Origin of the sequence: Usitatibacter palustris (assembly GCF_013003985.1) — a bacterium.
GTDB lineage: Bacteria > Pseudomonadota > Gammaproteobacteria > Burkholderiales > Usitatibacteraceae > Usitatibacter > Usitatibacter palustris.
Genome location: NZ_CP053073.1, coordinates 1270516 through 1297111, shown reverse-complemented (window position 1 = coordinate 1297111; position 26596 = coordinate 1270516). Strand labels below are relative to the sequence as shown.

The window sequence follows — 26596 nt, the reverse complement described above, 5'->3', positions numbered from 1 at the left end:
TGCCGCGCCTCACGCCCCTCGCCCCTCCTCCTTATATGACCGACCGCAGCGCCCTCGAGCGCGAGGTGGTCGTCGAGGTCTTTCGCGCCAGTGGTCCGGGCGGCCAGCACGTGAACAAGACGGAGTCGGCGCTGCGGCTCACGCACCCGCCTTCCGGGGTCGTAGTGCGCGTCGAGGACACCCGCTCCCAATTCCGCAATCGCGAGATCGCCTTCGAGCGGCTGATCGAGGCCCTTACCCGCCTCAACCACGTTCCGCGAAAGCGCATCGCCACGAAGCCTTCGAAAGCGGCGAAGCGGCGGCGGATCGAGGAGAAGAAGGGCCGAGGGAAGACCAAGCAAACCCGGGGACGGGTCCGTGGCGACGAGTGAGCGTGTCTGCCGCCACCTGAGCATCCACGGCCGCGTCCAGGGCGTGTGGTATCGCGAGTCGATGCGCCAGTTCGCCGAGTCGCGGGCGATCACGGGCTGGGTCCGCAATCGGATGGACGGATCCGTGGAAGCGATGGTCCAGGGTGCGCCCGAGGCCGTCGAGGCGATCATCCGGTGGGCGCATCGCGGGCCGGAGGCGGCGCAGGTCGATCGCGTGGATGTCTCTGCGGGAGACGGCGACTTCCCGACCTTCGAGAAGCGGACGACGGGCTAGTACACGACCTCGACGTTCTCCTCGCGCAGCCACTCGTTGAGCGAGGCAAGGAGGGGCTCGGAGATCTTCACCTTATATGCGTCGGGCAGGCGGATATCGCACTCGCCCTCCGTATTGCGGTAGCGAATGGAGACGGCCACGCCGCCGCCCTGGTAGGGGGCGAGGATCTGCCGGAGCTTGGCGGCGTCCGCCTGGCCGTTGATCTTCAGGCGCAGCACGCGCGCGTGGGCCGCGCGCACCTCGGAGAGGTCCATCAGCTTCTCGGCGGTGACGCGCAGGCCGCCCGAGAACTCGTCGTTCTGCACCTTGCCCGCAAGCGCGATCACCTGGTCCTCCGCGATGATCGCGCGCTTCTCGTGGAAGAGCTCGCCGAAGACCACGACCTCGAGCTTCGCCGTGGCGTCATCGAGCGTGAGGATCGCCATGCGGCCGCGGCGGGTGTTGCGCATCTGCACGCCGTAGATCACGCCGGCGAGCATCACGGTCTCGCCGAAGTTGGTGGGCACGACGCGATTGAGCGGCGTGGAGGCCACGCGCCGCAATTCATCGCGGTACGCATTGAACGGGTGGCCGCTGAGATAAAACCCCAGGGCCTGCTTCTCGTTGATCAGGCGATCGCGCTCGGGCCACATCGGCACCTTCACCAGCGCGAACACCTCGGCGGCGGCATCGTCGGCGCCACCGAACAGGTTCGACTGGTTGGCGAACTGCTCGCCCTTGTCCGCCGCGTCGATCGCATTGCCCAGCGATGCGGCGAGGCTCGCGCGATTGGGTTCGAGCGCGTCGAACGCGCCGGCCTTGATGAGGGCTTCCATGGCGCGGCGGTTCACGATGCGCCGGTCCACGCGCCGGCAGAAATCGCCGAGGTCCTTGAAGGGTCCGCCGGCCGCGCGAGCCGCGACGATGTTCTCGATCGCACCGCGTCCCGTGCCCTTCACCGCGCCCAGGCCGAACTGCACGTTCTTCTCGTCGACGGGCACGAAGCGGTACTCGCCCGCGTTGATGTCGGGCGGCGCGATCTTGAGGCCGTTCTTGAGCGCATCCTCGTGGACCGACTGCACCTTGTCGGTGTCGTCCATCACCGCGGTCATGTTGGCCGCCATGAACGCGGCCGCGTGGTGCGTCTTCATGAACGCCGTCTGGTACGCGATGAGGGCATACGCCGCGGAGTGCGACTTGTTGAAGCCGTAGCCCGCGAACTTCTCCATCTGGTCGAAGAGGATGTTCGCTCGCGCGGGCACGAGCCCGCGTTCCTCCGCGCCCGCCGTGAAGATCGCGCGCTGCTTGGCCATCTCCTCGGGTTTCTTCTTGCCCATCGCGCGGCGCAGCAGGTCCGCACCGCCCAGCGTGTAGCCGCCGATCACCTGCGCGATCGTCATGACGTGCTCCTGGTACGTCATGACTCCGTACGTGGGATCGAGGATCTCCTTCAGGCGCGGATCGAGGTAATCCCAGCGCGTCTTGCCGTGCTTGCGGTCGATGAACTCGGGAATGAGGTCCATCGGGCCCGGGCGGTAGAGCGCGTTCAAGGCGATCAGGTCCTCGAGGCGGTCCGGGCGCGCGCGCATGATGAGGTCGCGCATGCCGCGCGATTCGAACTGGAAGATCGCGACCGTGTTGCCCGACGAGAAGACCTTGTACGCGGCCGGGTCGTCGAGCGGGATCTTCTCGACATCGAAATCGGGCTGGCCCAGCGCGTGGATGTTGCGCGTGGCCTCCGCGATGATCGTGAGCGTCGTGAGGCCGAGGAAGTCGAACTTCACCAGGCCGGCCTTCTCGACGTCGTCCTTGTCGAACTGGCTCACGAGCGCGTTCGAACCCTCGGCGCTGTAGAGCGGCGCGAAGTCGGTGAGCTTGCCGGGCGCGATCAGCACGCCGCCCGCGTGCATGCCGACGTTGCGCGTGAGGCCTTCGAGCGCGAGTGCCAGCTCCATCAGCTCCGCCACACCTTCCTGCTCTTTCATGAGCGCCCTGAGCTGGGGCTCCATCTCCAGCGCCTTGGTCAGCGTGATGCCCAGCTCGAAGGGCACGAGCTTCGCGATGCGGTCGACCTCGCCGTACGGCATCCCGAGCACGCGACCCACGTCCCGCACCACGGCTTTTGCAGCCATGGTCCCGAAGGTGGCGATCTGCGAGACGCACTCGGCGCCGTACTTCTGCTTCACGTAGTCGATGACGCGGTCGCGCCCGTCCTGGCAGAAGTCGATGTCGAAGTCGGGCATCGACACGCGCTCCGGATTCAGGAAGCGCTCGAACAGCAGCTCGTAGCGCAGCGGATCGAGGCCGGTGATGCCCAGCGCATACGCGACGAGCGAGCCCGCGCCAGAGCCGCGGCCCGGCCCCACCGGCACGCCATTGGACTGCGCCCAGTTGATGAAGTCCGCGACGATCAGGAAGTAGCCCGCGAAGCCCATCTGGATGATGACCTTCAGCTCGAACTCGAGGCGCTCGGCGTAGCGCGCGCGTTCGTTGGCGCGTGCGGCTTCGTCCGGGTAGAGCGCGGCAAGGCGCGCTTCGAGGCCCTCGCCCGAACGCAGGCGCAGGTATTCCTCGATCGATTCGCCGCGCGGCGTGGGGAAATCCGGAAGCCGGCTCTTGCCCAGCTCGAACTCGAAGCTGCAGCGGCGCGCGACCTCCACGGTGTTCGCGAGCGCTTCGGGCAGGTCCTCGAACAGCTCCGCCATCTCGTCTTGCGTCTTGAAGTACTGCGAAGGCCGGAATTCGCGCGGTCGGCGCTGGTCGCCGAGCACGTATCCCTGCGCGATGCACACGCGCGCTTCGTGGGCGCGGTAATCCTCGCGCTTCACGAATTGGATGGGGTGCGTCGCGACGACGGGAAGATCGAGGCGCCCGGCGAGCGCCACGGCGGCGCGCAGGTGCGGCTCATCGCGGTCCGGATCGGCGCGCTGGACCTCGACGTAGTACGCGCCGGGGAAATCCGCGTCCCACTCGCGCGCCAACGCTTCCGCCTGGGCGGGATTGCCCGCCATGAGCGCCTGCCCGACGTCACCATGGCGCGCGCCGGAAAGAACGATGAGGCCCGACAGCCCCTTGAGCCACTCGCGCCGGATTTCCGCCCGGCCCCGCCACTGGTTCTGCTCGTGGGCCCGCGTGACGAGCTCGCAAAGGGCGAGATAGCCGGTGCGGTCGCGGCAAAGGACGACAAATCGGTAGGGATGGTCGCGGCTGCGCTCGTTCGTGAGCCAGAGGTCGCAGCCGATCAACGGCTGCACGCCGACGCCGCGCGCGGCCTGGAAGAACTTCACCGCGCCGAACAGGTTCGAGAGGTCGGTGATCGCGAGTGCGGGCATGCCGTCGTCGGCCGCTGCATCCACGGCCGCATCGACGCGCGCGATCCCGTCGACGATCGAATACTCGCTGTGAAGCCGGAGGTGGACGAAGCGGGGAGCGGGCATGGATCGAGGCGGCAGTGACACCGAAATTCTACACCCCGGGGTAGGGAAGCTCTGAACAAGTCCCAGGGGTGCGCGACGGGTCGATTTCGGGATCGATTCTAGGCGCCGAGTCCGACGCAAGGTCCAGCACCTTGCTAGGACGAGCAACGACGAAGCGGCCCGAAATCGCCCGTCCCCGGATACGTCGCCCAAATAGGGTCGACGTGATTGCGGGTTGAGGAAGGTGCGGCGTCTGCTTCGTTGCTTGGCTTGCGAATAGTCTTGCTATTCGCTGCGCCTCGCGCCTCGCATCCATTCGCACCTGCCTCAACGCGCATCCCCTGGGACTTGTTCAGAGCTTCCCTAGCGCCTCTCGGCGAAGAAACGCCGCAGGACGGCGCCGCAATCCTCGGTGAGGACGCCGCCTTCGAACGTGGCGTGGTGGTTCAACGTCGCAACCGCCGGCAAGTCGATCGCGCTGCCGCAGGCACCGGTCTTCGGATCGCGCGCGCCGAAGACCACGCGCGCGAGCCGCGCATGAATCATGGCGCCCACGCACATCGCGCAGGGCTCGAGCGTCACATAGAGCTCGCAGCCGGGAAGGCGATAGTTGCCTAGGCGCGTGGCCGCCTCGCGCAGCGCGATGATTTCGGCGTGCGCGGTCGGGTCCGAAGCCAGGATGGGGCGGTTGAATCCGCGCCCGATCACTACGCCATCCTTCACGACCACGGCGCCGACGGGCACTTCACCCGCGGCCGCGGCCTGCGCAGCGAGCGCGAGTGCTTCGCGCATCCAGATTTCATTCGACATGGAGGGCGATGATAAGCGATGGGAGGGGCCACGATAGAATCCGTACGCAGACTTGAAAGACAAGAAATCGGTCCCCCATCGTGATTGCCGAAAGCCTCAAAGCACTCGCCCCGATCCTTCCGACGAAGGGTCGAGGACAGGTTGCGTCGCTGCTTTCGCAGGCAGTCGACGCCCTGCGCACGCCCATTGCAGCGGCGGAGACGAAAGATCTCGTGGACGCGGCGGTCGGCATCGGCCGCACGCTCTACTCCTGCGGTCGCTCGCGCGAGGCGCTGGCGCTCGCGCAAGCGGTCCTCGCCCAATGCACGCTTCTCGACGACCGCATCCAGACTCGGCGCGCAGCAATGCTCTGCGGACTGCTGCTTGGCGACAGCGCGGATCTCGTCGGCGCGATCGAGTATCACGCGCAGGCATTGCGCCTGTCGGCGCAGTCGGGCGCCCGGTTCGAGATGAGCCAGGACTGGGGAAATATCGGAGTGGGAATCACCGCGGCCGGAAACTACGCACTGGCGGCGAAGTGCTATCAGCGATCGCTCGAGCTGGTCGATTCCAATCCCGGCCCCGTGTATCCGCGCTACACCGCGTGCCTGAATCTCGCGGACTGCCTGTTCCATCTCGGGGATGTCGAGCGCGGGCTGCGTTACGCGGAGCGCGCCCTGCGCGAGATGACGCCGGAATTTCAGAAAAGCGATCCGTACACCGCGATCCTCCTGCGCCGCAACCTTGTGCGCCTGCTAATCGCCGCGGAGCGCCTCGAAGCGGCCGACGTCCATTCGCTGAAGGCCATGGAAGAGGCTCGCGAACATCCTTCGCCGCGGTCGACGATCGCCGCTGATACGACCCGCGCCAGCGTGGAGCTCGCAACCGGCCGCGTCGATGTCGCCCTCACGAGGCTCGAGCGGGCACTCGATGCCTCACGCAAGGTGCCCGCGGCGTTGCACGACACGCTCGCGTGCATGATCCGGGCGGACGAAGCGAGCGGAAACGTTTCACGCGCGCTCATGCGCCTCGACGAACTGTCGGAGCACGTCTACCGTTCGGGCGTCCAGCGGATCCGCGACCACCTCGCCCTCTACGGCATCGATTCCACGAGTGGTGCCGACACCGTACGCAGCGAACTCGCGCGCGCCCGGCTCGCCGACCGCCTTGCGCCTCCCGGGGCTCCCGAGAATCTCGCAACGCTGCAACGCCTGGCCGTGGGCGCGGCGCTACGCATGGACGCAAGCGGCTGGCACGGCGTGCGCGTTGGTGCCCTCGCCAAGGGCTTCGCACTCGCGTTGGGCCAGGGGCCTCTTGAAGCCCTGGAGGTCGGCGTGGCGTGCGAGCTGCACGACATCGGAATGGTCGCGGTCCCCGCGGCCATCCTCGCGAAGAAGGGAACACTCAATCCGGCCGAAACCGAAATCGTTCGCCGTCACGTTACCGCCGGCGTGGAGATGCTTCGCGGCGACAATCACCGCCAGCTCCTGCTCGCCAGCGACGTTGCGCGGTTTCATCATGCCTGGTGGGATGGCAGCGGCTACCCGGAACGCGTGAGCGGCCGGTCGATCCCGCTGGCGGCTCGCATCTGCGCCATCGCCGACAGCTACGACGCGATGGTCTCGGGTATCGGTGGCCGTGCGCCCATGACGATGGGCGAGGCCCTGGCGGAGCTCGAGCGCGGGTCGGAAACGCAATTTGATCCGGAGCTCGTCCCGGAATTTGATACATTTGTTCGCCGGGAGCTCGAGGTGCAGGGTATCGACCCGTCATCGTCCTCGGGGATGGAAGACTTTCGAAGCTTGGTGGTTTCGCTCATGGAAGATCGCGGACTCGTCTGATGGAAGACCGGGAAATCGGAGCCAGGGAGCAGCAAATGCTCGAGCTTCTCGCCGACGGGGCGACGAGCCGGCGCATGGCCGAGACGCTTGGCTTCCGGGACGGCACCATGCGCGTCTACCTTCACCAGCTCTACCGCAAGCTCGGCGTGGCCAATCGCTCCGAAGCCGCGGTGTGGTTCGTGAACCGAAACCGTGGCGACCTCGCGAAGGCGGCCCCTGCCCGGGAGGCGAAAGCGTCCGGGGATCTCTTTGGCGACGCCGCGATCGCAGAAGGCCTTTACGGGGCCCTGGGCGTGATGAGCGTTTTCGTCGGGCCGTGCGGCCTGGTCTGGGAAGTCGGGCTGCGCATGCGCGGCAAGACGATGGACGCAGCACTTGAAGAGCGCCGCGATCGAACGCGTGCCCTGTGGCGCGCGCTGCTGCGTGGTGACTTCGCTTTTGGCAAGCACGCCTACGACGAGGACCTCGACCGCACGAGGGCCGACCCCACGAATGCCGTCCTGCTCGCGATCCTGCTGAGAATCGGCGGCTACTCGGCGGCGGCCGAACGTGTCAGCGCGCGGATCCAGGACCGGCGCAAGGCGGGCCCAGCACCGTCCGCGCGAGAGACCAACTTGTTGCGCGCAGTGACAACGGCGATCGATGGCGGCGACCTGACGGCGCTCTCACGCCTTGCTTCCGACAAAGCATCCGACCCCACCAAGCATGTCGCGCTTTGCGCCCTGTTCCACGTCAACAGGGCATCGCGCGATCACGATCGTGCACGCATCGCCGCCAACGCCCTTTGGACCGAGGCGGGCTCGACGCGCAAGCAGCTCGAAGCCATGGGCGAAAAGCCCTTCGCGGTAGCCGCGAAGGGCGAAACCCCGCCCCTGAAGACAACTTCGAAGGAAAAGGCTTCCTCGCGCTAGCGAAGCCCCGCCGCGACTAGGGCCAGTTCGGCCCCGCGTCGCCACCGCCTGCCAGCAGCAGTTCGAAGTCATCGAGCGTCCTGAGCTCGTCTTCGCGAGCCTCCCTGATGGCGCCCGTTTCAATCGTCGTCCGGTCCAAAATCCGCGTCGTCCTGGCCTGATCCATGTGCGTTCTCCTGATGGCTGCGCGGGTCCTCCCGCGCCACGCCCTATAATTAACATTTGTTAATTGACAAGGCAATGATCATTAACAGATGATCGGTCGAAAGATCGTCGTTGCCCAAGGGATATGGAAACACGCGGGGAAGGCCTCACTTCACTGCCCGCGACGCGTGAGCAGCGGCGCCACGCGATGGCAGTGGTCATCGGATCCGCGGTGTTTTTCATCGCCGTGGCCCCGTTCGCGCGAGTGCAGCTCGACCCCTATCCCGCATTCATCCCGGCCTACCAGGCCGCGATGGTCGTCACCGTCCTCATCACGTCCGCGTTGCTCTTCGCGCAACTGCGATTCTCGCGCTCGCGCGCCCTCCTCGCGCTCGCGTGCGGCTACCTCTTCACGGCTACGATCGCCTTCGCCCACACCTTGTCGTTCCCGGGCCTGCTCGCGCCGGGCGGGCTCCTCCCCGGTGGCCCCCAGACGACCGCGTGGCTCTACATGACCTGGCACGGGGCCTTTCCGCTGTTCGTCCTGGCCTATGCGCGCCTGCCCGGGCAGTTCACGGTGCCGCGCGCCAGCGGGAAGTCGATCACGGCAACCCTCGCGGCCGCCTTCGTGTTCGTGGCGCTCGCCACCGGCGGGCACGACGCGCTGCCGGTCATCATGGAAGGCCATCGCTACGCGCCGCTCATGCCCTTCGTCGTCGGGACCGTGTGGCTGCTCGCATTCGTCGCCTTGTTCGCGCTGTGGACCCGGCCCCATAGCGTCCTGGGCCTCTGGCTGATGGTCGTGATGTGGGCCTGGGTCTTCGACATCGGGCTCTCGGCCATCCTCAACGGCGGACGCTTCGATGTCGGGTTCTACGCCGGGCGCCTCTACGGCCTGGTCGCCGCGAGCCTCCTTCTTGTCTTCCTCATCATGGAGAACGGCCGCCTTTACCGGCGGCTGCGCAAGAAGAACGAGGCGCTCGAACGCGCGCGTGCAGCGGCGGTCGAGGCCGAGCGGGCCAAGGGCGCGTTCCTCGCGACGATGAGCCACGAGATCCGCACGCCGATGTCGGGCGTCATGGGGATGCTCGAGCTCCTGGCGCTCACCCGGTTGGACTCGGACCAGCGTTCGACCCTCGGCGTGATCCGCGACTCGTCGCAAGCGCTGCTGCACATCGTCGACGACATCCTCGACCTGTCGAAGATCGAGGCGGGCAAACTCGCGCTTCGGCCCGAACCGACTTCGCTCGTCGCGATCGTGAACCGCGTGCACGACATCTATGCCGGGAACGCGAGCGCGAAAGGACTCCTGCTCGCACGCGCCGTGGACCGGGAGTTGCGTCCCGCGCACCTGGCCGACCCGCTGCGGCTCGGCCAGGTCCTCAACAACCTCGTGAGCAACGCGATCAAGTTCACTAGCGAGGGCACGATCACGATCCGCGTGGAAGTGCTCGAGCGCCGTCCCACTTCGGACCTCCTGCGCATCAGCGTCGAAGACACCGGCATCGGGATCTCCTCGGAGGAAGCCGGGCGCCTCTTCCGTCCCTTCGAGCAGATCGGCCGCGAGAGCGGCGGCTCCGGCCTGGGCCTGTCGATCTGCCGCCGCCTCGCCACGCTGATGAATGGCGACCTCGCCTTCGAAAGCGCGCCGGGCTCGGGCACGCGCATGCGCCTCACGCTCGAGTTGCCGATCGCTGAAGGCGCAACCGTCGTCCATGTACCGAAGATCGCGCGCGCGCGGCCAGCCACGCCTGCCGTCGCGCGCACCGTGGCGATGAGGCTCGCCGAGGACAGCAGGGGCGATCCCCGCGTGCTGGTGGTCGACGACCATCCCGTCAACCTGCTCGTGCTCACCAAGCAACTGGAATCACTGGGCTACGCAGTGCGGACGGCACGCGACGGGTTGGAAGCCCTCGGAGCATGGAACACGCGGCGGGTCGCCGCGATCCTCACGGACTGCGACATGCCCGAGATGTCGGGCTATGACCTGGCGCGCCACATTCGCGCGCGCGAGCAGCGCGACGGGCTTGCGCGCCTCCCGATCATCGCGTGCACCGCCAATGTCATGCAGGGTGAGCGGGATCGTTGCATCGCCGCGGGCATGGACGACTACCTGCCCAAGCCCATCGAGCTGGCCACCCTGCGTGCCAGCCTGGAGCGATGGCTCCCCAGCGCCGGGCCGGTCGACTGCACCGCGATTCGCGAGCTCTTCGGCGACGATACGAGCCGCGCGCGCGAAGCGCTGATGCAATTCAGCCTGCATGCCGTGCACGACACCCAGATGCTGCAACTGGCCATCGATGCAAACGACCTGCCCGGCGTGATCCACGCGGCCCATCGCATCTGCGGCGCGAGCCGGTCGATCGGCGCGCAATCGCTCGCCGGTGCGAGCGCCGCGCTCGAGCGCGCCGGCCAATCGCGCGACTGGATCGCGATCCGCTCGGCGATGCAGCCGCTCGCGGGCGAGCTCGTGCGGCTCCAGGCCCATCTCGCCTCAAGGGAGTCGGCGTGATCAACGGCCTTCGCTTCCTTGTCGTCGAGGACCACGCGTTCCAGCGTTGGCTCATCGGCAGCCTGCTCGATGGACTGGGCGCCGAGTCGGTCCACCTGGCGAGCGACGGCACGGCGGGGCTGCGGACACTGGCGAAGGCGGGCGACCAGATCGACATCGTCGTGAGCGACCTCGACATGCCCGGCATGGATGGCATGCAGCTCATCCGCCACATGGGCGAGCGGCGCCACCCGGCCTCCCTCATCGTGCTGAGCGCCATGCAATCGCCGCTGCTCGCGAGCGTCGAGGCGATGGCCCGCGAGTACGGCGTCACCTTCCTCGCCGCCATCCCGAAGCCGCTCACGGCGCGCAAGCTCCAGGCCGCCCTGGACCTGCATCGGCCGCGGCCCGAAGTGCCGGCCCGCGCGCCGCTTCCGCGCTTCACGCCCGTCGCGATCGCGCAGGGACTGGAGCGCGGCGAATTCGAGCCCTACTTCCTCCCCCGCGTGGACATCGCCACCGGGTGCATACGCGGGGCCGAAGCCCTCGCGCGCTGGAACCACCCGACCCAGGGCCGCGTGCAGCCCGAAGCCTTCATTCCCGTCGTCGAGACCCGCGGCTTCATGGAATCGCTCACGAACCTGATGGTCTGCACGGCCACCGCGCACTGCCGGACCTGGCGCGACCTCGACCTGGACTTGTCGGTCTCGATCAATATTTCGTCGACGCTCCTGGGTGACGGGCGCCTCGCTGATCGCCTCACCGAGCTCGTGGCGGCCGCGGGCATCGAGCCGCGCCACGTGACATTCGAGATCACCGAGACCGCGGCCACGCGCAACCTCGGGCGAACACTCGAGAATCTCACGCGCCTTCGCATGTACGGGTTCGGCCTCGCGATCGACGACTATGGAACGGGCTATTCGTCGATGCAGCGCCTGGTGAACATGCCGTTCACGGAGCTCAAGATCGACAAGACCTTCGTCACGAATGCAGCGAGGGAGCCGTCGAGTCGCGCGATGGTCGAGTCGAGCCTGGAGCTTGCGCGCAAGCTCGGGCTCACGACGATTGCCGAAGGCGTGGAAGATCGCGAAGCCTGGGAGTTGTTGCGCAGCATGGGCTGCCCGCAGGCCCAGGGCTACTTCATCGCCGCACCGATGCCCGCGGCCGAATTCCTGACCTGGGCGCACGAGCAGAAGCAGTTGCCCGGTGCGTCCTGGTCCGAGGAAGCCTAGGCGTCCTTCGCGAGGGCCGCGGCGTATTGCTCGGGCTTGAAGCTCACCAGCGTGCGCTTGCCCAGGTCGAGGACCGGCCGCTTGATCGCGGAGGGATTGGCGATCATCAGGCTCACCGCCTTCCTCGCGTCGAGGTCCTTCGTGAGATCGGCATCGAGCTTGCGAAACGTCGGACCCGCGCGATTGAGCACCGTCTCCCACCCGTGCTCGCGCACCCAGCCCTCGAGCTTCGCGCGATCGACGCCCGCCTTCTTGTAGTCATGGAACGCGTACTCGATGCCACGCGCCTCGAGCCAGGCGCGCGCCTTCTTCATCGTGTCGCAGTTCGGAATTCCGTAGATCGTGATCATCGGATTCGATTGTCGCACGCGCCGCAAAGGCACTCGCCGATGCTAAGGTGGCCGCTCGCTCTCAACCCGGACCGGAAAAATGACTTCGCTCATCCGTTGCGTGCTCGCGGCCGCCTTGCTCGCCGCGCTGCCCTCCTTCGCGCAGGACTGGCCCAACAAACCCGTGAAGATGATCGTGCCCTTCCCGCCCGGCGGCGGCACCGATACGGTGGCGCGCCCGCTCGCGGCGAAGCTCTCGACGATCCTCGGCCAGCAGGTCGTCATCGACAATCGCGGTGGCGCGGGCGGCACGATCGGCGCCGCGGTCGCGGCGAAGTCGCCTCCGGATGGCTACACGGTGCTGCTCTATTCGGTGCACGGCGCCGTGGCGGCCGCTGCCTACAAGACTCTCAGCTATGACCTCGAGAAGGACCTGATGCCGGTCACCACGGCCGCGATCTTCCCCGATGTGCTGGTCGCAGCGAATCGCGTTCCCGCGAAGACGCTTCCGGAGTTGATCGCCTACGCGAAGGCCAATCCCGGAAAGATCAACTGCGGCTCGGCCGGCAATGGAACCTCGCGCCACCTCTCGTGCGAGATGTTCGCTTCTGCGGCGGGGTTCAAGGCGACGCACGTCCCGTACAAGGGCACGGGGCCCGCGACCGCGGCGCTGATCGCCGGCGAGATCGACTACATCTTCGAAGCGCTCGGGAGCGCGGCGGGCCAGATTCGCGGTGGCACGGTGCGGCCGATCGTGGTGACCTCGGCGAAACGTTCTCCTTCCTTCCCGGAAATCCCGACGGCGATCGAGTCCGGCATGGCCGGGTTCGAGATCACGTCGTGGTACGGGCTGTGGGTGCCCGCGGGCACGCCTCCGGCCATCGTGCAGAAGCTGCAGCAGGCCGTGGTGAAGGCCTTCGCCGACGCGGACCTCAAGGACACGTGGTTCAAGCTGGGCGCCGAACCGGGAGGCTCGACGCCGGAAGAGTTCCGCGCGCTGGTCTCGAAGGAGATCGCGAAGTGGGGGAAGGTCGTGAAGGAATCGGGCGTCACGATCGAGTGAGACACGAATGAAACCTCGCCTCGCGGCGCCACCGGGCGCGTGCGACACGCACATCCACATCTTCGATCGCCGCTACAAGACCGCGCCCACCGCTTTCTTCCAGCCGCCGCACCGGCCGCTCGAGGACTACCTCGCGATGCACCGCGAGCTCGGCCTCTCGCGGGTCATCGTGGTGCAGACGAGCGTGTACGGCTTCGACAACGGCTGCGTACTCGAATCGATGGCCGCCATCGGCGCGGCAGCGCGCGGTGTCGTCGTGGTTCCCGTCGATGTGGACGAAGCGGAGCTCGACCACCTCACGAAGCTCGGCGTTCGCGGCGTGCGCTTCTTCATGCTGAAGGGCGGCGTGCTGCCGTGGGAAGCGCTCGAGCCGCTCGCGGCGAAGGTGCGTCCGTTCGGCTGGCACGTGCAGCTGCAACTCGATGGACGCGACCTGCCGCAGTACGAGAAGCGGCTCGCGGCGCTGCCGGTGGATCTGGTGATCGACCACGTCGGCAAGTTCCTCGAGCCGGTGCCGCCCACGGACCCGGCGTTCAAGTGCCTGCTGCGGTTGCTCGATGGCGGACGCTGCTCGGTGAAGCTCGCCGCACCCTACGAAACATCGAAATCAGGACCGCCGCATTTCGAGGATGTCGGCGTGCTCGCGCGCGAGTTGGTCCGCACGCATCCCGAACGCTGCCTGTGGGCGAGCAATTGGCCGCATCCCAACCGGCCCGAGAATCCGTCGAACGCGGCGATGCTCGACCTGCTGCTCGAATGGGCGGATGACGACGCGACGCGCAAGGCGATCCTCGTCGACAACCCCGCGCGCGTCTACGGCTTCTAGCGGGGAGCCGCCGAGACGCTCACCTCGATCGGCGAGCGCGTCCCCTGCGCGAATTCGTCCACGTATTTCTTCCACGCGGCCGCATCGGTCACGTGGCCCGCGCGATTCCACGCGAACCCCGCCCAGTAGGTCGCCGCGCCGCTCGCCGGAACCGGCGCGAGCACGAGGTGATTGAGCTTGTCGTCGGCACGCGGCCCGAGAGGCCCGGCCGCCGAGACGATCGCCAGCCCCTGCTCGCCCGCGCCCTGCTCGACCTTCTCCCACTTGAGGAGCCAGCCGCGATCGGCGTCGAACTCGACTTGCTCGCCCTCGACCTTCTTCAAACCGATCGCGGTGGTGAGCGCGCGTTCCCTGCCCGGACGCGTGAACGTCTTGTACGTGCTGCGGAAGTGATCGAGTTGCGAGCCTGCATCGAGCGTGACGCGCTTCACCTCGCTCACGCTCACGCCATCGACCTCGAAGGGCGCGTACTCCAGCTCGAACATCACGCGGATCGGGCCGCTCGCGAGCACGCGCGAATCCACGAAGTTGCGCGAGGTCCAAAGGCGCCCGGCGGCCCAGAGGCCGTTGCCGCCGCAACCGCGCGACAACCCGGCGGAGTAGAAGTCGGCGCCCTCGCCTGCGTCCTGGTGGTAGTGGTCGGCGAGGTACCAGTCGTTGATGACCATGCGCGGCGTGCGCTTGGACCAGACATCGATGGTGCTGCTCGCCAGCGGTTCGCCATCCCACGTTTCCAGCGCGCGACCGTAGGTGCGGTGCGCGATGCGGTCGTTCTCCCAGGCGAAGTCGTCGAAGCGCTCGCGCACGAAGCGGCCGAATGCCTTGAACTGTTCCTTCGCATAGACCTGCCGCGCGCCCTCGCTCACCGTGAAGGCGAGCGTCTCGTTCGCGCGGAAATCGGCCTGGAAGATGACGATGTCGGGTTTGCGATAAGCGTCGAAGTCGGTGTCCACGGCCTGCACGAGCAGTTCGCGGCCCTCGGCATTGCGGACGTGGACTGTCGCGAGGTCCTTCACGCCAAGCGGTGCGAGTTGCGCTGCGGTGAGCTCGATCGTCTGCGCGCTGCGTACGAACGGCAGGCGGTTGACCGCCGTGACCTTCAGCTCCGCGGCGTGGCCGATCGCGGCGAGCACGGCGCAGCAAGCGGCCAGGCCGCGCAGGACTCGCACTACTCCCACTCGATGGTGGCGGGCGGCTTCGACGAGATGTCGTAGGTCACGCGGTTGATGCCGCGCACCTCGTTGATGATCCGGCTCGAGGCGCGGCCGAGCAGATCGTAGGGCAGCTCCGCCCAATGCGCCGTCATGAAGTCCGTGGTCTGGACGGCACGCAGCGCGACGACGTAATCGTAGGTGCGGCCATCGCCCATCACGCCCACAGAACGCACGGGAAGGAACACGGCGAACGCCTGCGCGACCTTGTCGTACCAGCTCGTTCCGTCCGCATCCTTCGCCTTGCGCAGCTCGTCGATGAAGATCGCATCGGCGCGGCGCAAAAGATCCGCGTGCTCGGGCTTCACTTCACCGAGGATGCGCACGCCCAGACCCGGCCCCGGGAACGGATGGCGGAAGACCATCTCGCGCGGCAGGCCCAGCTCCAGGCCCAGCGAGCGCACTTCGTCTTTGAACAGCTCGCGCAGCGGCTCGAGCAGCTTGAGGTGCAGCGATTCGGGCAGGCCGCCCACGTTGTGGTGGCTCTTGATCGTGACCGCCTTGCCCGTCTTCGCCCCGGCGCTCTCGATGACGTCCGGGTAGATCGTGCCCTGCGCGAGCCACTTCGCCTTCGGCAGCTTCTTCGCCTCGCGCTGGAATTCCTCGACGAAGAGCCGGCCGATGATCTTGCGCTTCTGCTCGGGATCCGCGACACCCTTCAGCTCGCGGTAGAAATCCTCGGACGCATTCACGCGATCGACCTTCACGCCCATGTGCTTCGCGAAGGTCTCCATCACCTGGTCGCCTTCGTTCAGGCGCAGCAGGCCCGTGTCCACGAAGATGCAGGTGAGCTGGTCGCCGATCGCCCTGTGGATGAGTGCGGCGGCCACGGCCGAATCGACCCCGCCCGAGAGGCCCAGGATCACTTCATCCTTGCCGACCTGGTCGCGAATGCGCTGGATCGCCTGCGGCACGAACTCGGGCATGTTCCATTGCGATCCCGCGCCGCAGATGTCGTGCACGAAGCGGTTGTAGATCTTCGTGCCCTGCTTGGTGTGCGTGACTTCCGGATGGAACTGCACCGCGTAGAACTCGCGATCCGGATCGAACATGCCCGCGATGGGGCACGCGTCGTTGGAAGCCATGAGCTGGAAGCCCGGCGGCAGCGCCGTGACCTTGTCGCCGTGGCTCATCCACACGTCGAGGTAGCCCTCGCCTTTCGGGCCCTGGCGATCCTGGATCCCGTCGAGGAGCTTCGAGTGGCCGTGCGCGCGCACCTGGGCGTAGCCGAACTCGCGAACCTTGCCGTTCTCGACGCCGCCGCCCAACTGCGCGGCCATCGTCTGCATGCCGTAGCAGATGCCCAGCACGGGAACGCCGGCCTTGAACACGTACGGGTCGGCCTTCAGCGTGTCTTCGTCGATCGCGGAGGCGTGGCTGCCCGAGAGGATGATTCCCTTCGGTTCGTACTCGCGAATGAATTTTTCGCCGACGTCGTTGGGATGCAGCTCGCAGTAGACCCCGGCTTCCCGGATACGGCGCGCGATGAGCTGGGTGACCTGGGAGCCGAAGTCGAGGATGAGAATCCGGTCCATCACTCAGTCGACTCTGTAATTGGGGGCTTCCTTCGTGATCTGCACGTCGTGGACGTGCGACTCGCGCATTCCCGCGGAGGTGATCTCGACGAACTGCGCATGGTTGTGCATGTCGTCGATCGTCGAGCAGCCGGTATAGCCCATGCTCGCGCGCAGGCCGCCCATCAGCTGGTGGACGATCGCGACGACCGGGCCTTTGTAGGGCACGCGGCCTTCGACGCCTTCGGGCACGAGCTTGTCGGCGTTCATCTCGGCGTCCTGGAAGTAGCGATCGCTCGAGCCCTTCTGCATCGCGCCCAGCGAACCCATGCCGCGATACGACTTGTACGAGCGGCCCTGGAAGAGCTCGATCTCGCCCGGTGCTTCCTCGGTGCCGGCGAACAGGCTGCCGAGCATCACGCTCGACGCACCCGCGGCGACGGCCTTCGCCACATCGCCCGAATAACGGATGCCACCGTCGGCGATGCAGGGAATGCCCGCCGACTTGAGCGCTTCAGCGACATTCTGGATCGCGGTAATCTGCGGAACGCCGACGCCCGCGACGATGCGCGTGGTGCAGATCGAACCGGGTCCGATGCCGACTTTTACGCCATCGGCGCCGTTGTCCACGAGCGCCTTGGCGCCGTCCTTCGTCGCGACGTTGCCGCCGATCACCTGCACGTTGGCGTATTTCTTCTTCACCCAGGAGACGCGATCGAGCACGCCCTGCGCGTGGCCGTGCGCCGTATCGACGACGATCACATCGACGCCGGCTTCCACGAGTCGCGCGACGCGATCGTCCGTGTCCTCGCCCACGCCGACCGCCGCACCCACCCGCAAGCGGCCGAACTGGTCCTTGCTGGCGTAGGGGTGCTCCGACGACTTGAGGATGTCCTTCACGGTCATGAGGCCGCGCAGCTCCCAGTCGCCGTTGATCACCAGCACGCGCTCGAGGCGGTGCTTGTGCATGAGCTCGCGGGCGTCATCCGTGCTCGCGCCCTCCTTCACCGTCACGAGCTTGTCGCGCGGCGTCATGATGTTCTTCACGGGCTGGTCGAGGTTGGTCTCGAACCGGAGGTCGCGGTTGGTGACGATGCCGACCACGCGCTTGCCTTCGAGCACGGGCAGGCCGGAGATCCGGTGGCGCCGGGTGAGTTCGAGCACCTCGCGGACCGACATGCCCGGGTTGATCGTGACCGGATCCTTCACCACGCCGCTTTCGAAGCGCTTCACCTTCGCGACTTCGGCGGCCTGGGCCGCGGCGGACATGTTCTTGTGGACGATGCCGATGCCGCCTTCCTGCGCGAGCGCGATCGCGAGGCGCGATTCCGTCACCGTATCCATGGCGGCGGAGAGCAGCGGGATGTTGAGCTGGATCGACCGGGTGAGCTGGGAGGTGAGGCGGACTTCGCGGGGCAGGACGGTCGAGTGAGCGGGGACGAGAAGGACGTCGTCGAACGTGAGCGCTTTCTGGATGACGCGCATCTGGAACCAAACCCTCGACACAAAAACGAATTATACCGATGGCCCCTGCCCCGAACAACCGAGCGGTCCACGCGGCCGCCCTGTGCCGCGTTTCATTGACGTTCGAGTCGAATCTCGTTAAGGTTACCTAAATGCTTGAAAGTTCTAAGGTTTACGGCGTCGTCTGGTGGGGCTTGATGGTCGCCGCGTGTGCCATGCCGGAGACGAGCGCGCCGGTCGCGCCGCCGGTCGTCGTGGCACCCGCGCCCGCGCCGAAAATCGACGACGCCGCGCTCGAGCAGGAGGCTCGCGCCTTCCTCGCGCAGGCGGAAACGGATATCCAGCGAGCGCGCGCAAAACGCGCGCTGTGGTCGAAGGCCTGGGAGTCGTTGGTGCTCGCGCGCCAGGCTGCAGCCGCGAAAGACAACAACGCGACGCGCACGCATGCAAAGCGCGCCAGCGAGCTCGCACAATTGGGGATGGAGCAACTCGCCTACCCCGCCGTCAAATAGGTACGTTCGAGGAGATCGACATGAAGCGCCTGATCTACGCTGCCATCGCCATCACCATGGCCATGCCCGTCGCGGCCCAGCTCTACAAGTGGACCGACAAGGACGGCAAGACCCACTACTCCGACACGCCGCCCCCGGGCCAGGAAAGCAAGTCGCTGAGCGTCGGCAGCGGCGCCACGACCACGACTCCCGCGCCCGCATCGGCCGGCGCGAAGACGGCCGTCGAGCGCGACAAGGAAGCCGAGGCCGCCCGCAAGGCGCGCAGCGATTCGGCCAAGAAGGCCGACGACGCCGCGAAGGATGCCGAAGGCCGCGCGGAGGCCTGCTCGCGAGCGAAGGCCGCCTACGCGACCTACGCCGACGGCGGTCGCATCCACAAGTACAACGACAAGGGCGAGCGCGACTATCTCAGCGACGAAGAGATCGAGAAGGAGCGCGCACGCAGCCAGCGCGAGATGAACGAGGCCTGCAAGACATCGTGATTTCCGCTCCCCGGTAGCGGGCCGGGAAACTACAACAATGACCGCCACGGCGCGCGCACTCTCCCGGTTCCTCGCTGGAACCGTCGCAGGGGCCATCGCGCCGTTGTGCGTCGGGGCCGCGACGCTCGGCGACATCGAAGTGCTCTCGCGGCCGGGTGAACCCCTCGTTGCAACCATCGCCATCGATGCCGCAGGCGGCGAGCGCATCGAACCGTCCTGCGTGTTCCTCTCCCGCGGAAGTCCCGACACCGGCCCGTACGTGACCGGCGCGAAGGTCGGGTTCGAAACGCGCGGCACCCGCCTTCACCTGCACGTGCGCAGCAATGAAGCCGTCGGCAATCCCGCCGCGCGGCTGCGGGTCGTGCTGCGTTGCCCGGGCGAGACGACCTTCGCCTATCGCGAGTACTCGGCGCTGTTCGCGGCACTACCACCGCTCGCACCGGTTGCGCCCGCGCTCGTGCCGGCACCCACGGCGAGTGCGCAAACCGCGCCTGCGGCCGCGCCGACGGCTCCTGCCACGCCGCTTGCACGCGGCGGCTTCCCGGTGCAGCCGGGCGACTCGCTCGACTCCATCGCCGGCCTCATCTTCCCGCGCCAGCAGGACGCGCGGCGCCTCTACGTCGAAGCCTTGCGCGAAGCGAATCCTTCGTTGGGATCGATCGCGCCTCGCGAACCACTTCCCGCGGGCACGACCCTCGCGCTGCCCGACCTGCGCACGTTCGCGCAAGGACGAGCCCTCACGCCGCGCGAGCCTGCCGTCGCAGCCGCACCCGCAGCGCCCGCGGCAACACCACGTGCACCCCGCAAGCCACAACTCGCCGAAGCACCACCCAAGCCCGCGCCGGCACAACGAGCCACTCCGCCTGCGGAACGTCCGAAGGTGGCCGCCGCCAAGCCCGCTCCCGAAGCACCCGCGCCTGTAGCGCCCGCAAAATCCACGACGCCGCGGCCGCGTCTCGCGGAGAGCCCCCCGGGTCCGGCGTTCGTCCTGAAGCTTTCGTCGAGCCCGGTGGATCTTTCCCGCTCGCGCACCATCGATGACGCCGAGCGCGCCCGGATGCGCGAGCGCCAGCGCGTTCTCGATTCCGATGACCAGGTCGCCGCCTTCCTCGCGTTGCGCGACAGCGTGCAGCGCCTCGAAGGCCGCGTGGCCGAGCTGCAGCTCAAGCTTTCGACGCTGAGCGCCACGCAGGCACGTGCGGCCGCTGTCGAAACCGCGCCACCCAAGGTCGCGGCGAAGGTCGAACCGACGCCGCCACCGAGCAAGCCCGAACCCGCGAAGGTTGAAGCTCCGAAAGTCGAGCCGCCGAAAGCAGAGCCTCCGAAGCCCGAGCCTCCGAAGGTTGAAGCACCGAAGGTCGAACCGGCGAAAGTCGAACCGCCGAAGGTCGAGGCGCGTCCGCCCGAACCGCCAGCACCCAAGGTCGAAACGCCGGCACCCGTGCGCGGCAATGTCCCGGCGTCGAGCGATGGTTTGCCCACATGGCTGTGGATCGTCGTCGCGGCCCTCGTCGTGCTCGCCGTCCTCCTCGCCTGGTGGCTCATCGCTCGCCGGCAACAGGAGGAATACTTCGAGGAGGAGTACGAGGACGGCCCGCCGTCGGCCGACCTGCCGCTGCCCGACGAACCCGACTTCGAACTCGACGACTCGGCACCCATCGACGTCGCCGCGCCTGTGCGTCGCGAGATCGATTCCGATGCGGAGCTGACGACGCAGGTGAATGTCGGCGATCCCAGGGCCCTGCGCCGCCGCTACATCGAGGAGCGCTTCCCGGAGATCGTGAACGGCACCATCCTGCTCGACGACCCCGATTCCGTCGTGAAAGCCGCGCGCCTCTTCTACGAGCAGGGCGTCATCCCGCGCGCCATCGAGCTCCTGCAGTTCGTCACCGAGGAGAGTCCGGCCCAGGCGAAACCGTGGCTCGCTCTTTTCGAGATCTACCGCCTCGAACGCCAGACGGAAGAATTCGCAAACCTGGCCGTTCGCTTCAAGGAGCCGCACGGCAAGTCCGAGAACTGGCGCAAGGTGCAGTTCTTCGGGCGCGAGATCGACCCGGCCAACGCGTTGTATCGCGACGTCACCGCCGGCATCGAGACCATCAAGTTCGAAGCCGGCAAGCCGCCGGCGCCGTCGAGCTACGACCCGATCGCCGAGAACTGGCTCGCCGCGCCGATGGACTTCGAGAATGAAGTCCTGGCCAACGAATTGCGCCGCGGACTGCTGAACGGAGCCGGCCTCTCCGACCAGGATCTGCTCCCCAACCCGATGCCGGCCCTGCGCCGCGTCGAGATGTTCACGGTGGCCTGAGCGCATGAGCACCGGCTACCCCCTCGACGTCGACCGCGTCCTCCAGCAGAAGACGGTGCGCGACGCGCCTTCGCGCGCGCTGTTTCTCGCGGCGATGCGCGAGTTCGGCAAGGAGGGCGGCGATTTCACGCTCGAGCGCCTGCGCCAGTTCATGCAGGTCGAGGAGCACTTCCAGGCACTGCTCAACTATGACCAGCTCGAATTCCTGCACCAGTCACCGGAGTCGGCCGAGGGAGATCGCGACTTCGCGCTGAACGTGCAGCGCATCTGCCTCGAATCGGCCAACGGATTGCAGCGGTACCTGCGCACGCGCAGCCAGTGGGCCGATTCCAAGGAAGCCCTCGAGGTGATGTTCCGCGTCACGAGTCTCGCGCTGCATGCGATCCACAGTTACGTGAAGTGGGGCTACTTCCTCGCCGAGCCCGGACGTTCGACGCCGTGGCGGCAGCTGCACGCGCTCTACTCGCTCGCGGAGTCCGACGGCTTCTCGCAGGTTCCGGTGGTGCTCCATCCGTCGCAGCCCGCGTTCCGACCCTCCGCGCAAGCGCTCTACCTGCGCACGCTCCTGCTCGACGCGCTCAACTCCGGCAACCTCTCGAAGGTCCAGATCGAGATCGCCGACGGCTGGTTCTCGTCGTGGTGCAGCGATTACGCGCTCGAATCCGAGTACTCGTCGCGCAAGCACCTCTTCTACGTCGATCTCGCCTCGGATTCAGGCTTGCACATCATGCGGCGCGACAGCCACGGCGAATCGATGCGCTATGTGCGCGCCGACGGGTTGCGCGCGCAGATCGAGGAAGTCCAGGCGGGCTTGCGGCAGGGCAAGCTCTACGCAGGCTATGGCGCGGGCGCGGTGTTCCCGGTCGAGGAGCACGTCGCGTTGCTCGCGATGATCGAAAAGCTCTACCACTCGATCCTCGCGGGCAGCGAGAACCGCGTCGAGGAACGGACGCATTTCGAGGACCGCGAGGTCGATGTCGCGATCGGCGTGGAGCTCGTGATGCGCAAGTCTCGCGAGCTGAATGTGGCCGATGGCCCCGAATCGGGAGCCGTCACGCCCGCACCGGCCTCCGCGAGCGACACGATCGAGCTCTCGGCCGAAGGCCTTTCGCTCGTCCCCAACGCGCCGGCGCCCGAAGCGCCCGCCGACGATCCCGAGCTCAGCCGGTGGCGCGTGCTCGACCTCAGCTCCAACGGCTTCGGCCTGCTGGTCGATCGCGCGACGAGCGACAACGTGTTGCTCAACGGCCTGCTCGCGCTGCAGAACCACGAGACGGGTGGCTGGATCCTGGGTCACGTGGTTCGCAAGCTTCCCAACCGCGTGCGCGGCGAGATGCTGCTGGGCGTGGAGGTGCTTGCGTACAAGAGCATGCCCGTCGAGCTCCAGGAGGCCGACGGCACCGGAAGCGTGGAGGCGATCTACCTGCCGGGACTCGACCAGAACGGCAAGCAGGATTCGATGATCATCCGCACACAGGATTTCTCGGCCGACAAGACGTTCACGCTCTACACGGCCGGCGGGATGTTCCGCCTGAAGCTCAATCACATCGTGCGCAAGGGTGCGGACTGGATCAAGATCCGCTTCGAGATCGTGTCGCGCGCTTGACCTTCACGCGCTCGCGCCGCATCTGCTTCGCGTCCGCCTGCAGCTCCCGATAGAGCTCGACGCGATCGCCCTCGCGCAGCACCGTCGCTCCGCTGCGCTCCACCGACCAGATCCCCGTTCGCCACTTTGCGGCCTCGACCTCGGGGTAACGCTGCGCGACGTTGGCCGCGGACACCGCGTCGGCCACCGTGCTGCCCGCCGGAAGATCGAGTTCGATCACTTCCTGGCGCCGCGGCAGCGCGATCGCGATGGAAACCTTCATGGGTTCTGCGCTTCGGCGCGTGCCACGAACCGGTCGACGAGCGTCTCGGCGATGTGCCCGAACACAGGCCCGAGGACCAGCTCGATCGCCTTGCTGTCGAACGCGTAGTCGAGCGCGAACTCCACCCGGCAGCCGTCAGCCCCCAGCGGCGTGAAATGCCAGTGGCCGTGGAAGCGCTCGAACGGGCCCTCGGTGAAGTCGAGGTGCATCCATTCCGGAGGCTCCTTGCGGTTGATCGTGGCCACGTGGCTCTTCAGGCCGTGGTAGTCGATCTCGATGCGCCCCTGGGTGATCGTCGGCGTGCGCTCGATGAGCGTCGCCCCGCTGCACCAGGGCAGGAAGCTCGGATATTGCTCGACGTCGTCCACGAGGGCGAAAAGCGCCTCGGCGGGCCGGGCAACAATGACGGACTTGCGGACGGTAGGCATGAGAAAATCGCCGCATGAGTATTGTCGAAAACAGGAAAGCGTTCCACGACTACTTCGTCGAGGAGCGTTTCGAGGCCGGGCTGGTGCTCGAGGGCTGGGAGGTGAAGGCGATCCGCGCCGGCCGCGTGAACCTCAAGGAAGCCTATGTCGTGCTCAATCGCGAGGAGCCCTTCGTGATCGGGATGCACATCAGCGCCCTGCCCACGGCCTCGACCCACGTCAACCCGGACCCGACCCGCTCGAGGAAGCTCCTGATGCACGCCGAGGAGATCCGCAAGCTCATCGGCAAGGTGGAGCAACGCGGCTACACGCTCGTTCCGATCGACCTCCACTTCGTGAACGGCCGGGTGAAACTCGCCATCGGGCTCGCCAAGGGCAAGAAGCAGCACGACAAGCGCGAGACGGAAAAAGAGCGCGACTGGAAGCGCGAACAGCAGCGCCTCATGCGCAGCAAGGCGTAGAAAAGGAAAAGCCCGCTTTCGCGGGCTTTCGTTGTGCAGGTGGGGTGGCTGATGGGGTTCGAACCCACGACAACCGGAATCACAATCCGGGACTCTACCGCTGAGCTACAGCCACCATTGAAAATCTGAATGCCGGGCAATACTGGCGCGCCCGACAGGATTCGAACCTGTTACCCCCGGCTTAGAAGGCCGGTGCTCTATCCGGATGAGCTACGGGCGCGTTCTGAATCCTTGATGCGAGAACAGTGGTCGGGGTGAGAGGATTCGAACCTCCGACATCTTGCTCCCAAAGCAAGTGCGCTACCAGACTGCGCTACACCCCGACAGGGAACGCGGCACGACCAGCGCGCGAATTATAGCGCGCTGGCCGTACGCAATCGTTACTGGGGTGGCGTCGCGGTCTCTGCCGGCGCAGCGACGGGCGGCGGAGCCTGCGGCGACTCTTCCTTGCGTGCGGGCGGATCCAGCAGCGCCTTTCTCGAGAGGCGGACGCGACCCTTGTCGTCGGCTTCCATGACCTTGACCTTCACGATCTGGCCTTCCTTCAAGTAGTCCGAGACCGCGTTCACGCGCTCGTGCGCGATCTGCGAGATGTGCAGCAGGCCGTCCTTGCCGGGCAGCAGCTGGATGATCGCGCCGAAGTCGAGCAGACGAAGGACCGGGCCTTCGTAGATCTTGCCGACTTCCACTTCGGCGGTGATCGCGAGGATGCGCTGGCGCGCGTCTTCGCCGGCTTCGGCCGAGAGGCAGGCGATCGAGATCGTGCCATCGTCCTCGATGTCGATCGTCGTGCCAGTCTCGCGCGTGAGCGCCTGGATGACGCTGCCGCCCTTGCCGATCACTTCGCGGATCTTGTCCGGGTTGATCTTCATCTTGACGATGCGCGGGGCGTAGTTCGACATCTCGACGCGCGGGCCGGGGACGGCCGTCTTCATGAGGCCGAGGATGTGCAGGCGGCCTTCCTTGGCCTGCTCGAGCGCGACCTTCATGATTTCCTTCGTGATGCCCTGGATCTTGATGTCCATCTGCAGGGCGGTCACGCCGCGATCGGTACCCGCGACCTTGAAGTCCATGTCGCCGAGGTGATCTTCGTCACCGAGGATGTCGGTGAGCACGGCGAAACGTCCGCCGTCCTTGATGAGGCCCATCGCGATACCCGCGACGTGGCCCTTGAGCGGAACGCCGGCATCCATCAGCGAAAGGCAGCCGCCGCAGACCGAGGCCATCGACGACGAGCCGTTCGACTCGGTGATTTCCGAGACGACGCGCAGCGTGTAGCCGAATTCTTCCTTCGACGGGAGCACCGCGAGGAGCGCGCGCTTGGCGAGGCGGCCGTGGCCGATTTCGCGGCGCTTGGGGCTGCCCACGCGGCCGGTTTCGCCCGTGGAGAACGGCGGGAAGTTGTAATGCATCATGAAGCGCTCGGTGTACTCGCCCTGCAGCGCGTCGATGATCTGCTCGTCCTGGCCGGTGCCGAGCGTCGTGGTGACGATCGCCTGCGTCTCGCCTCGCGTGAACAGCACGGAGCCGTGAACGCGCGGAAGCAGCGTCGGGCGGATCGAGATGGGGCGCACGGTGCGCGTGTTGCGGCCGTCGATGCGCGGCTCGCCGTTGAGGATCTGGCCGCGAACGATCTTCGCTTCCATGTCCTTCAGGATCCCGCGCGTGACGTTCGCGTCGGCGGGGTTGTCCTCGACCTTCACGCACGCGTCCATGACCTTCTTCTTGATCTCGTCGAGCTTGCCCGAACGCAGCGACTTCGACTTCATGCGATAGGCCTCGTTGAGATCGGACTCGGCGAGCGCGCGGACCTTCTCGACCAGCACGGTATCGACCGGAGCGGCTTCCCAGTCCCAGTCGTCCTTGCCCGCCTCGTCGGCGAGCTCGGCAATCGCCTTGATGGCGATCTGCATCTGCTCGTGGCCGTACACGACGCCGGCGAGCATCACATCTTCGGGAAGCTCTTGCGCTTCCGATTCGACCATCAGCACGGCTTGGTCCGTGCCGGCGACGACGAGGTTGAGCTGCGACGTCTCGAGGTCCGTCTTGGTCGGGTTCAGCACGAACTGGCCATTCAGGTAACCCACGCGCGCGGCGCCGATCGGGCCGTCGAACGGGATACCCGAAAGCGCAACGGCGGCCGAGGCGCCGAGCAACGCCGGGATGTCGGAATCGACTTCCGGGTTGATCGAGAGAACTGTCGCGATCACCTGGACTTCGTTGTAGAAACCATCGGGGAAGAGCGGACGCAGCGGACGGTCGATCAGCCGCGATGTCAGGATTTCCTTCTCGGAGGGGCGACCCTCGCGCTTGAAGAAGCCGCCGGGAATACGTCCCGCGGCGTAGGTCTTCTCCTGGTAGTCGACGGTCAGGGGAAAGAAGTCCTGGCCGGGCTTCATGTCCGGACGGCCGACGCACGTCACGAGGACGACGGTGTCGTCCATGGTGACCAGCACGGCGCCGTCGGCCTGGCGGGCGATTTCTCCGGTTTCTAGCGTGACCTGGTGCTGGCCGTACGGAAACGTCTTCTTGATGGATTTCACGGTGTTTTCCTGTTCATCTGGGCCGGACTGCGGCGCGACGCGATCGTCGCGGGTACTCCGGCAGGGAAGGGGGCCCGGCGCAACGAAAAAACCCCGCGTTCGCTCATGCGGCGACGCGGGGTTTCGGGGGCCGAGTGCG

General features: G+C 66.8%; 22 protein-coding genes, 3 tRNA genes and 1 pseudogene. 13 read left to right on the top strand and 13 right to left on the bottom strand.

Features of this window, described 5'->3' with window-relative positions; genetic code table 11:
- Nucleotides 1-80: 80 nt before the first annotated feature.
- Nucleotides 81-371 (top strand): annotated as a pseudogene (locus tag DSM104440_RS06675) (peptide chain release factor-like protein); the annotation flags it as partial.
- Nucleotides 358-645 carry an acylphosphatase gene (locus DSM104440_RS06670; RefSeq protein ID WP_171161255.1) on the top strand — a complete coding sequence of 96 codons (288 nt, stop codon included), beginning with the start codon at nt 358-360 and terminating at the stop codon, nt 643-645. The pseudogene DSM104440_RS06675 and the gene DSM104440_RS06670, both read left to right, overlap by 14 nt.
- Here the strand turns inward: DSM104440_RS06670 and dnaE are convergent.
- Both dnaE and tadA read right to left on the bottom strand, forming a co-directional pair.
- Nucleotides 642-4061, bottom strand: coding sequence for a DNA polymerase III subunit alpha (dnaE, locus tag DSM104440_RS06665; protein WP_171161254.1), 3420 nt, complete (start codon nt 4059-4061; stop codon nt 642-644). The genes DSM104440_RS06670 and dnaE overlap by 4 nt on opposite strands.
- A 342-nt stretch (nt 4062-4403) precedes the next feature.
- Entirely contained in the window at nt 4404-4850 is a 447-nt protein-coding gene (gene tadA, locus DSM104440_RS06660; RefSeq protein WP_171161253.1) for a tRNA adenosine(34) deaminase TadA, read from the bottom strand.
- Between the two features lie 80 nt (nt 4851-4930).
- On the opposite strand from tadA, the gene DSM104440_RS06655 reads away from it, so the two are divergent.
- Both DSM104440_RS06655 and DSM104440_RS06650 read left to right on the top strand, forming a co-directional pair.
- A complete protein-coding gene (locus DSM104440_RS06655) occupies nt 4931-6670 on the top strand; it encodes an HD domain-containing phosphohydrolase (protein WP_171161252.1) in 1740 nt (579 codons plus the stop codon).
- A 35-nt stretch (nt 6671-6705) separates the two neighbouring features.
- A complete protein-coding gene (locus tag DSM104440_RS06650) occupies nt 6706-7581 on the top strand; it encodes a LuxR C-terminal-related transcriptional regulator (protein WP_171161251.1) in 876 nt (291 codons plus the stop codon).
- Between the two features lie 16 nt (nt 7582-7597).
- On the opposite strand, the gene DSM104440_RS06645 is transcribed toward DSM104440_RS06650, so the two are convergent.
- Nucleotides 7598-7747: a hypothetical protein gene (locus tag DSM104440_RS06645; protein ID WP_171161250.1), complete on the bottom strand. Its 150-nt coding sequence runs from the start codon at nt 7745-7747 to the stop codon at nt 7598-7600.
- 186 nt (nt 7748-7933) lie between these two features.
- Between DSM104440_RS06645 and DSM104440_RS06640 the strand changes: the two genes are divergently transcribed.
- Together DSM104440_RS06640 and DSM104440_RS06635 are read left to right on the top strand one after the other, a co-directional pair.
- Nucleotides 7934-10237, top strand: a complete 2304-nt coding sequence (locus DSM104440_RS06640) for an ATP-binding protein (RefSeq protein WP_212758244.1) — start codon at nt 7934-7936, stop codon at nt 10235-10237.
- Nucleotides 10234-11448, top strand: coding sequence for an EAL domain-containing response regulator (locus DSM104440_RS06635; RefSeq protein ID WP_171161248.1), 1215 nt, complete (start codon nt 10234-10236; stop codon nt 11446-11448). The genes DSM104440_RS06640 and DSM104440_RS06635 overlap by 4 nt, the downstream gene beginning before the upstream one ends.
- Here DSM104440_RS06635 and DSM104440_RS06630 read toward each other — a convergent pair.
- Entirely contained in the window at nt 11445-11798 is a 354-nt protein-coding gene (locus DSM104440_RS06630; RefSeq protein WP_171161247.1) for an arsenate reductase, read from the bottom strand. The two genes, DSM104440_RS06635 and DSM104440_RS06630, sit on opposite strands and share 4 nt — an antisense overlap.
- Nucleotides 11799-11877: 79 nt before the next feature.
- Between DSM104440_RS06630 and DSM104440_RS06625 the strand changes: the two genes are divergently transcribed.
- Together DSM104440_RS06625 and DSM104440_RS06620 are read left to right on the top strand one after the other, a co-directional pair.
- A complete protein-coding gene (locus tag DSM104440_RS06625) occupies nt 11878-12840 on the top strand; it encodes a Bug family tripartite tricarboxylate transporter substrate binding protein (RefSeq protein WP_171161246.1) in 963 nt (320 codons plus the stop codon).
- A 7-nt stretch (nt 12841-12847) separates the two neighbouring features.
- Nucleotides 12848-13666, top strand: a complete 819-nt coding sequence (locus DSM104440_RS06620; RefSeq protein ID WP_171161245.1) for an amidohydrolase family protein — start codon at nt 12848-12850, stop codon at nt 13664-13666.
- On the opposite strand, the gene DSM104440_RS06615 is transcribed toward DSM104440_RS06620, so the two are convergent.
- The 3 genes from DSM104440_RS06615 to guaB are packed head-to-tail and all read right to left on the bottom strand — an operon-like array spanning nt 13663 to nt 17876.
- The gene (locus DSM104440_RS06615) at nt 13663-14835 is read right to left on the bottom strand and encodes a DUF4861 family protein (protein WP_171161244.1); all 1173 of its coding nucleotides are present in this window, start codon (nt 14833-14835) and stop codon (nt 13663-13665) included. The genes DSM104440_RS06620 and DSM104440_RS06615 overlap by 4 nt on opposite strands.
- Nucleotides 14835-16415, bottom strand: coding sequence for a glutamine-hydrolyzing GMP synthase (gene guaA / locus DSM104440_RS06610; RefSeq protein WP_212758243.1), 1581 nt, complete (start codon nt 16413-16415; stop codon nt 14835-14837). Before guaA ends, DSM104440_RS06615 begins: the two co-directional genes overlap by 1 nt.
- Nucleotides 16416-17876, bottom strand: coding sequence for an IMP dehydrogenase (gene guaB, locus DSM104440_RS06605; RefSeq protein WP_171161242.1), 1461 nt, complete (start codon nt 17874-17876; stop codon nt 16416-16418).
- A gap of 131 nt (nt 17877-18007) precedes the next feature.
- On the opposite strand from guaB, the gene DSM104440_RS06600 reads away from it, so the two are divergent.
- Genes DSM104440_RS06600 through DSM104440_RS06585 form a run of 4 tightly spaced genes read left to right on the top strand, consistent with a single transcriptional unit; the run spans nt 18008 to nt 22763 of the window.
- A complete protein-coding gene (locus DSM104440_RS06600) occupies nt 18008-18367 on the top strand; it encodes a hypothetical protein (protein ID WP_171161241.1) in 360 nt (119 codons plus the stop codon).
- Nucleotides 18368-18387: 20 nt separating this feature from the next.
- Nucleotides 18388-18849, top strand: coding sequence for a DUF4124 domain-containing protein (locus DSM104440_RS06595; RefSeq protein ID WP_171161240.1), 462 nt, complete (start codon nt 18388-18390; stop codon nt 18847-18849).
- A 37-nt stretch (nt 18850-18886) separates the two neighbouring features.
- Nucleotides 18887-21157: a type IV pilus assembly protein FimV gene (locus tag DSM104440_RS06590; RefSeq protein WP_171161239.1), complete on the top strand. Its 2271-nt coding sequence runs from the start codon at nt 18887-18889 to the stop codon at nt 21155-21157.
- Between the two features lie 4 nt (nt 21158-21161).
- Nucleotides 21162-22763 carry a hypothetical protein gene (locus DSM104440_RS06585; RefSeq protein ID WP_171161238.1) on the top strand — a complete coding sequence of 534 codons (1602 nt, stop codon included), beginning with the start codon at nt 21162-21164 and terminating at the stop codon, nt 22761-22763.
- Here the strand turns inward: DSM104440_RS06585 and DSM104440_RS06580 are convergent.
- Both DSM104440_RS06580 and DSM104440_RS06575 read right to left on the bottom strand, forming a co-directional pair.
- Nucleotides 22729-23025: an RnfH family protein gene (locus DSM104440_RS06580; RefSeq protein WP_171161237.1), complete on the bottom strand. Its 297-nt coding sequence runs from the start codon at nt 23023-23025 to the stop codon at nt 22729-22731. The genes DSM104440_RS06585 and DSM104440_RS06580 overlap by 35 nt on opposite strands.
- Nucleotides 23022-23453 (bottom strand): type II toxin-antitoxin system RatA family toxin, encoded by a 432-nt coding sequence (locus tag DSM104440_RS06575; protein ID WP_171161236.1) that lies wholly within the window; start codon nt 23451-23453, stop codon nt 23022-23024. Before DSM104440_RS06575 ends, DSM104440_RS06580 begins: the two co-directional genes overlap by 4 nt.
- A gap of 14 nt (nt 23454-23467) precedes the next feature.
- Between DSM104440_RS06575 and smpB the strand changes: the two genes are divergently transcribed.
- Nucleotides 23468-23914 (top strand): SsrA-binding protein SmpB, encoded by a 447-nt coding sequence (gene smpB, locus DSM104440_RS06570; protein WP_171161235.1) that lies wholly within the window; start codon nt 23468-23470, stop codon nt 23912-23914.
- Between the two features lie 40 nt (nt 23915-23954).
- Here smpB and DSM104440_RS06565 read toward each other — a convergent pair.
- From DSM104440_RS06565 to pnp, 4 genes are all read right to left on the bottom strand, one after another.
- A tRNA-His gene (locus DSM104440_RS06565) sits at nt 23955-24029 on the bottom strand.
- A 28-nt stretch (nt 24030-24057) separates the two neighbouring features.
- Nucleotides 24058-24134: transfer RNA gene (locus DSM104440_RS06560), tRNA-Arg, on the bottom strand.
- Nucleotides 24135-24160: 26 nt separating this feature from the next.
- Nucleotides 24161-24237, bottom strand: a tRNA-Pro gene (locus tag DSM104440_RS06555).
- A 57-nt stretch (nt 24238-24294) separates the two neighbouring features.
- A complete protein-coding gene (gene pnp / locus DSM104440_RS06550; RefSeq protein ID WP_171161234.1) occupies nt 24295-26457 on the bottom strand; it encodes a polyribonucleotide nucleotidyltransferase in 2163 nt (720 codons plus the stop codon).
- Nucleotides 26458-26596 lie beyond the last annotated feature (139 nt).

Bases quoted from the DNA above. Each gene is read 5' to 3' on its own strand.
- dnaE (WP_171161254.1), bottom strand. From the start codon at position 4,061: ATGCCCGCTCCCCGCTTCGTCCACCTCCGGCTTCACAGCGAGTATTCG.
- tadA (WP_171161253.1), bottom strand. From the start codon at position 4,850: ATGTCGAATGAAATCTGGATGCGCGAAGCACTCGCGCTCGCTGCGCAG.
- DSM104440_RS06650 (WP_171161251.1), top strand. From the start codon at position 6,706: ATGCTCGAGCTTCTCGCCGACGGGGCGACGAGCCGGCGCATGGCCGAG.
- DSM104440_RS06645 (WP_171161250.1), bottom strand. From the start codon at position 7,747: ATGGATCAGGCCAGGACGACGCGGATTTTGGACCGGACGACGATTGAA.
- DSM104440_RS06640 (WP_212758244.1), top strand. From the start codon at position 7,934: ATGGCAGTGGTCATCGGATCCGCGGTGTTTTTCATCGCCGTGGCCCCG.
- DSM104440_RS06630 (WP_171161247.1), bottom strand. From the start codon at position 11,798: ATGATCACGATCTACGGAATTCCGAACTGCGACACGATGAAGAAGGCG.
- DSM104440_RS06625 (WP_171161246.1), top strand. From the start codon at position 11,878: ATGACTTCGCTCATCCGTTGCGTGCTCGCGGCCGCCTTGCTCGCCGCG.
- DSM104440_RS06620 (WP_171161245.1), top strand. From the start codon at position 12,848: ATGAAACCTCGCCTCGCGGCGCCACCGGGCGCGTGCGACACGCACATC.
- guaB (WP_171161242.1), bottom strand. From the start codon at position 17,876: ATGCGCGTCATCCAGAAAGCGCTCACGTTCGACGACGTCCTTCTCGTC.
- DSM104440_RS06600 (WP_171161241.1), top strand. From the start codon at position 18,008: ATGCTTGAAAGTTCTAAGGTTTACGGCGTCGTCTGGTGGGGCTTGATG.
- DSM104440_RS06595 (WP_171161240.1), top strand. From the start codon at position 18,388: ATGAAGCGCCTGATCTACGCTGCCATCGCCATCACCATGGCCATGCCC.
- DSM104440_RS06590 (WP_171161239.1), top strand. From the start codon at position 18,887: ATGACCGCCACGGCGCGCGCACTCTCCCGGTTCCTCGCTGGAACCGTC.
- DSM104440_RS06585 (WP_171161238.1), top strand. From the start codon at position 21,162: ATGAGCACCGGCTACCCCCTCGACGTCGACCGCGTCCTCCAGCAGAAG.
- DSM104440_RS06580 (WP_171161237.1), bottom strand. From the start codon at position 23,025: ATGAAGGTTTCCATCGCGATCGCGCTGCCGCGGCGCCAGGAAGTGATC.
- DSM104440_RS06575 (WP_171161236.1), bottom strand. From the start codon at position 23,453: ATGCCTACCGTCCGCAAGTCCGTCATTGTTGCCCGGCCCGCCGAGGCG.
- smpB (WP_171161235.1), top strand. From the start codon at position 23,468: ATGAGTATTGTCGAAAACAGGAAAGCGTTCCACGACTACTTCGTCGAG.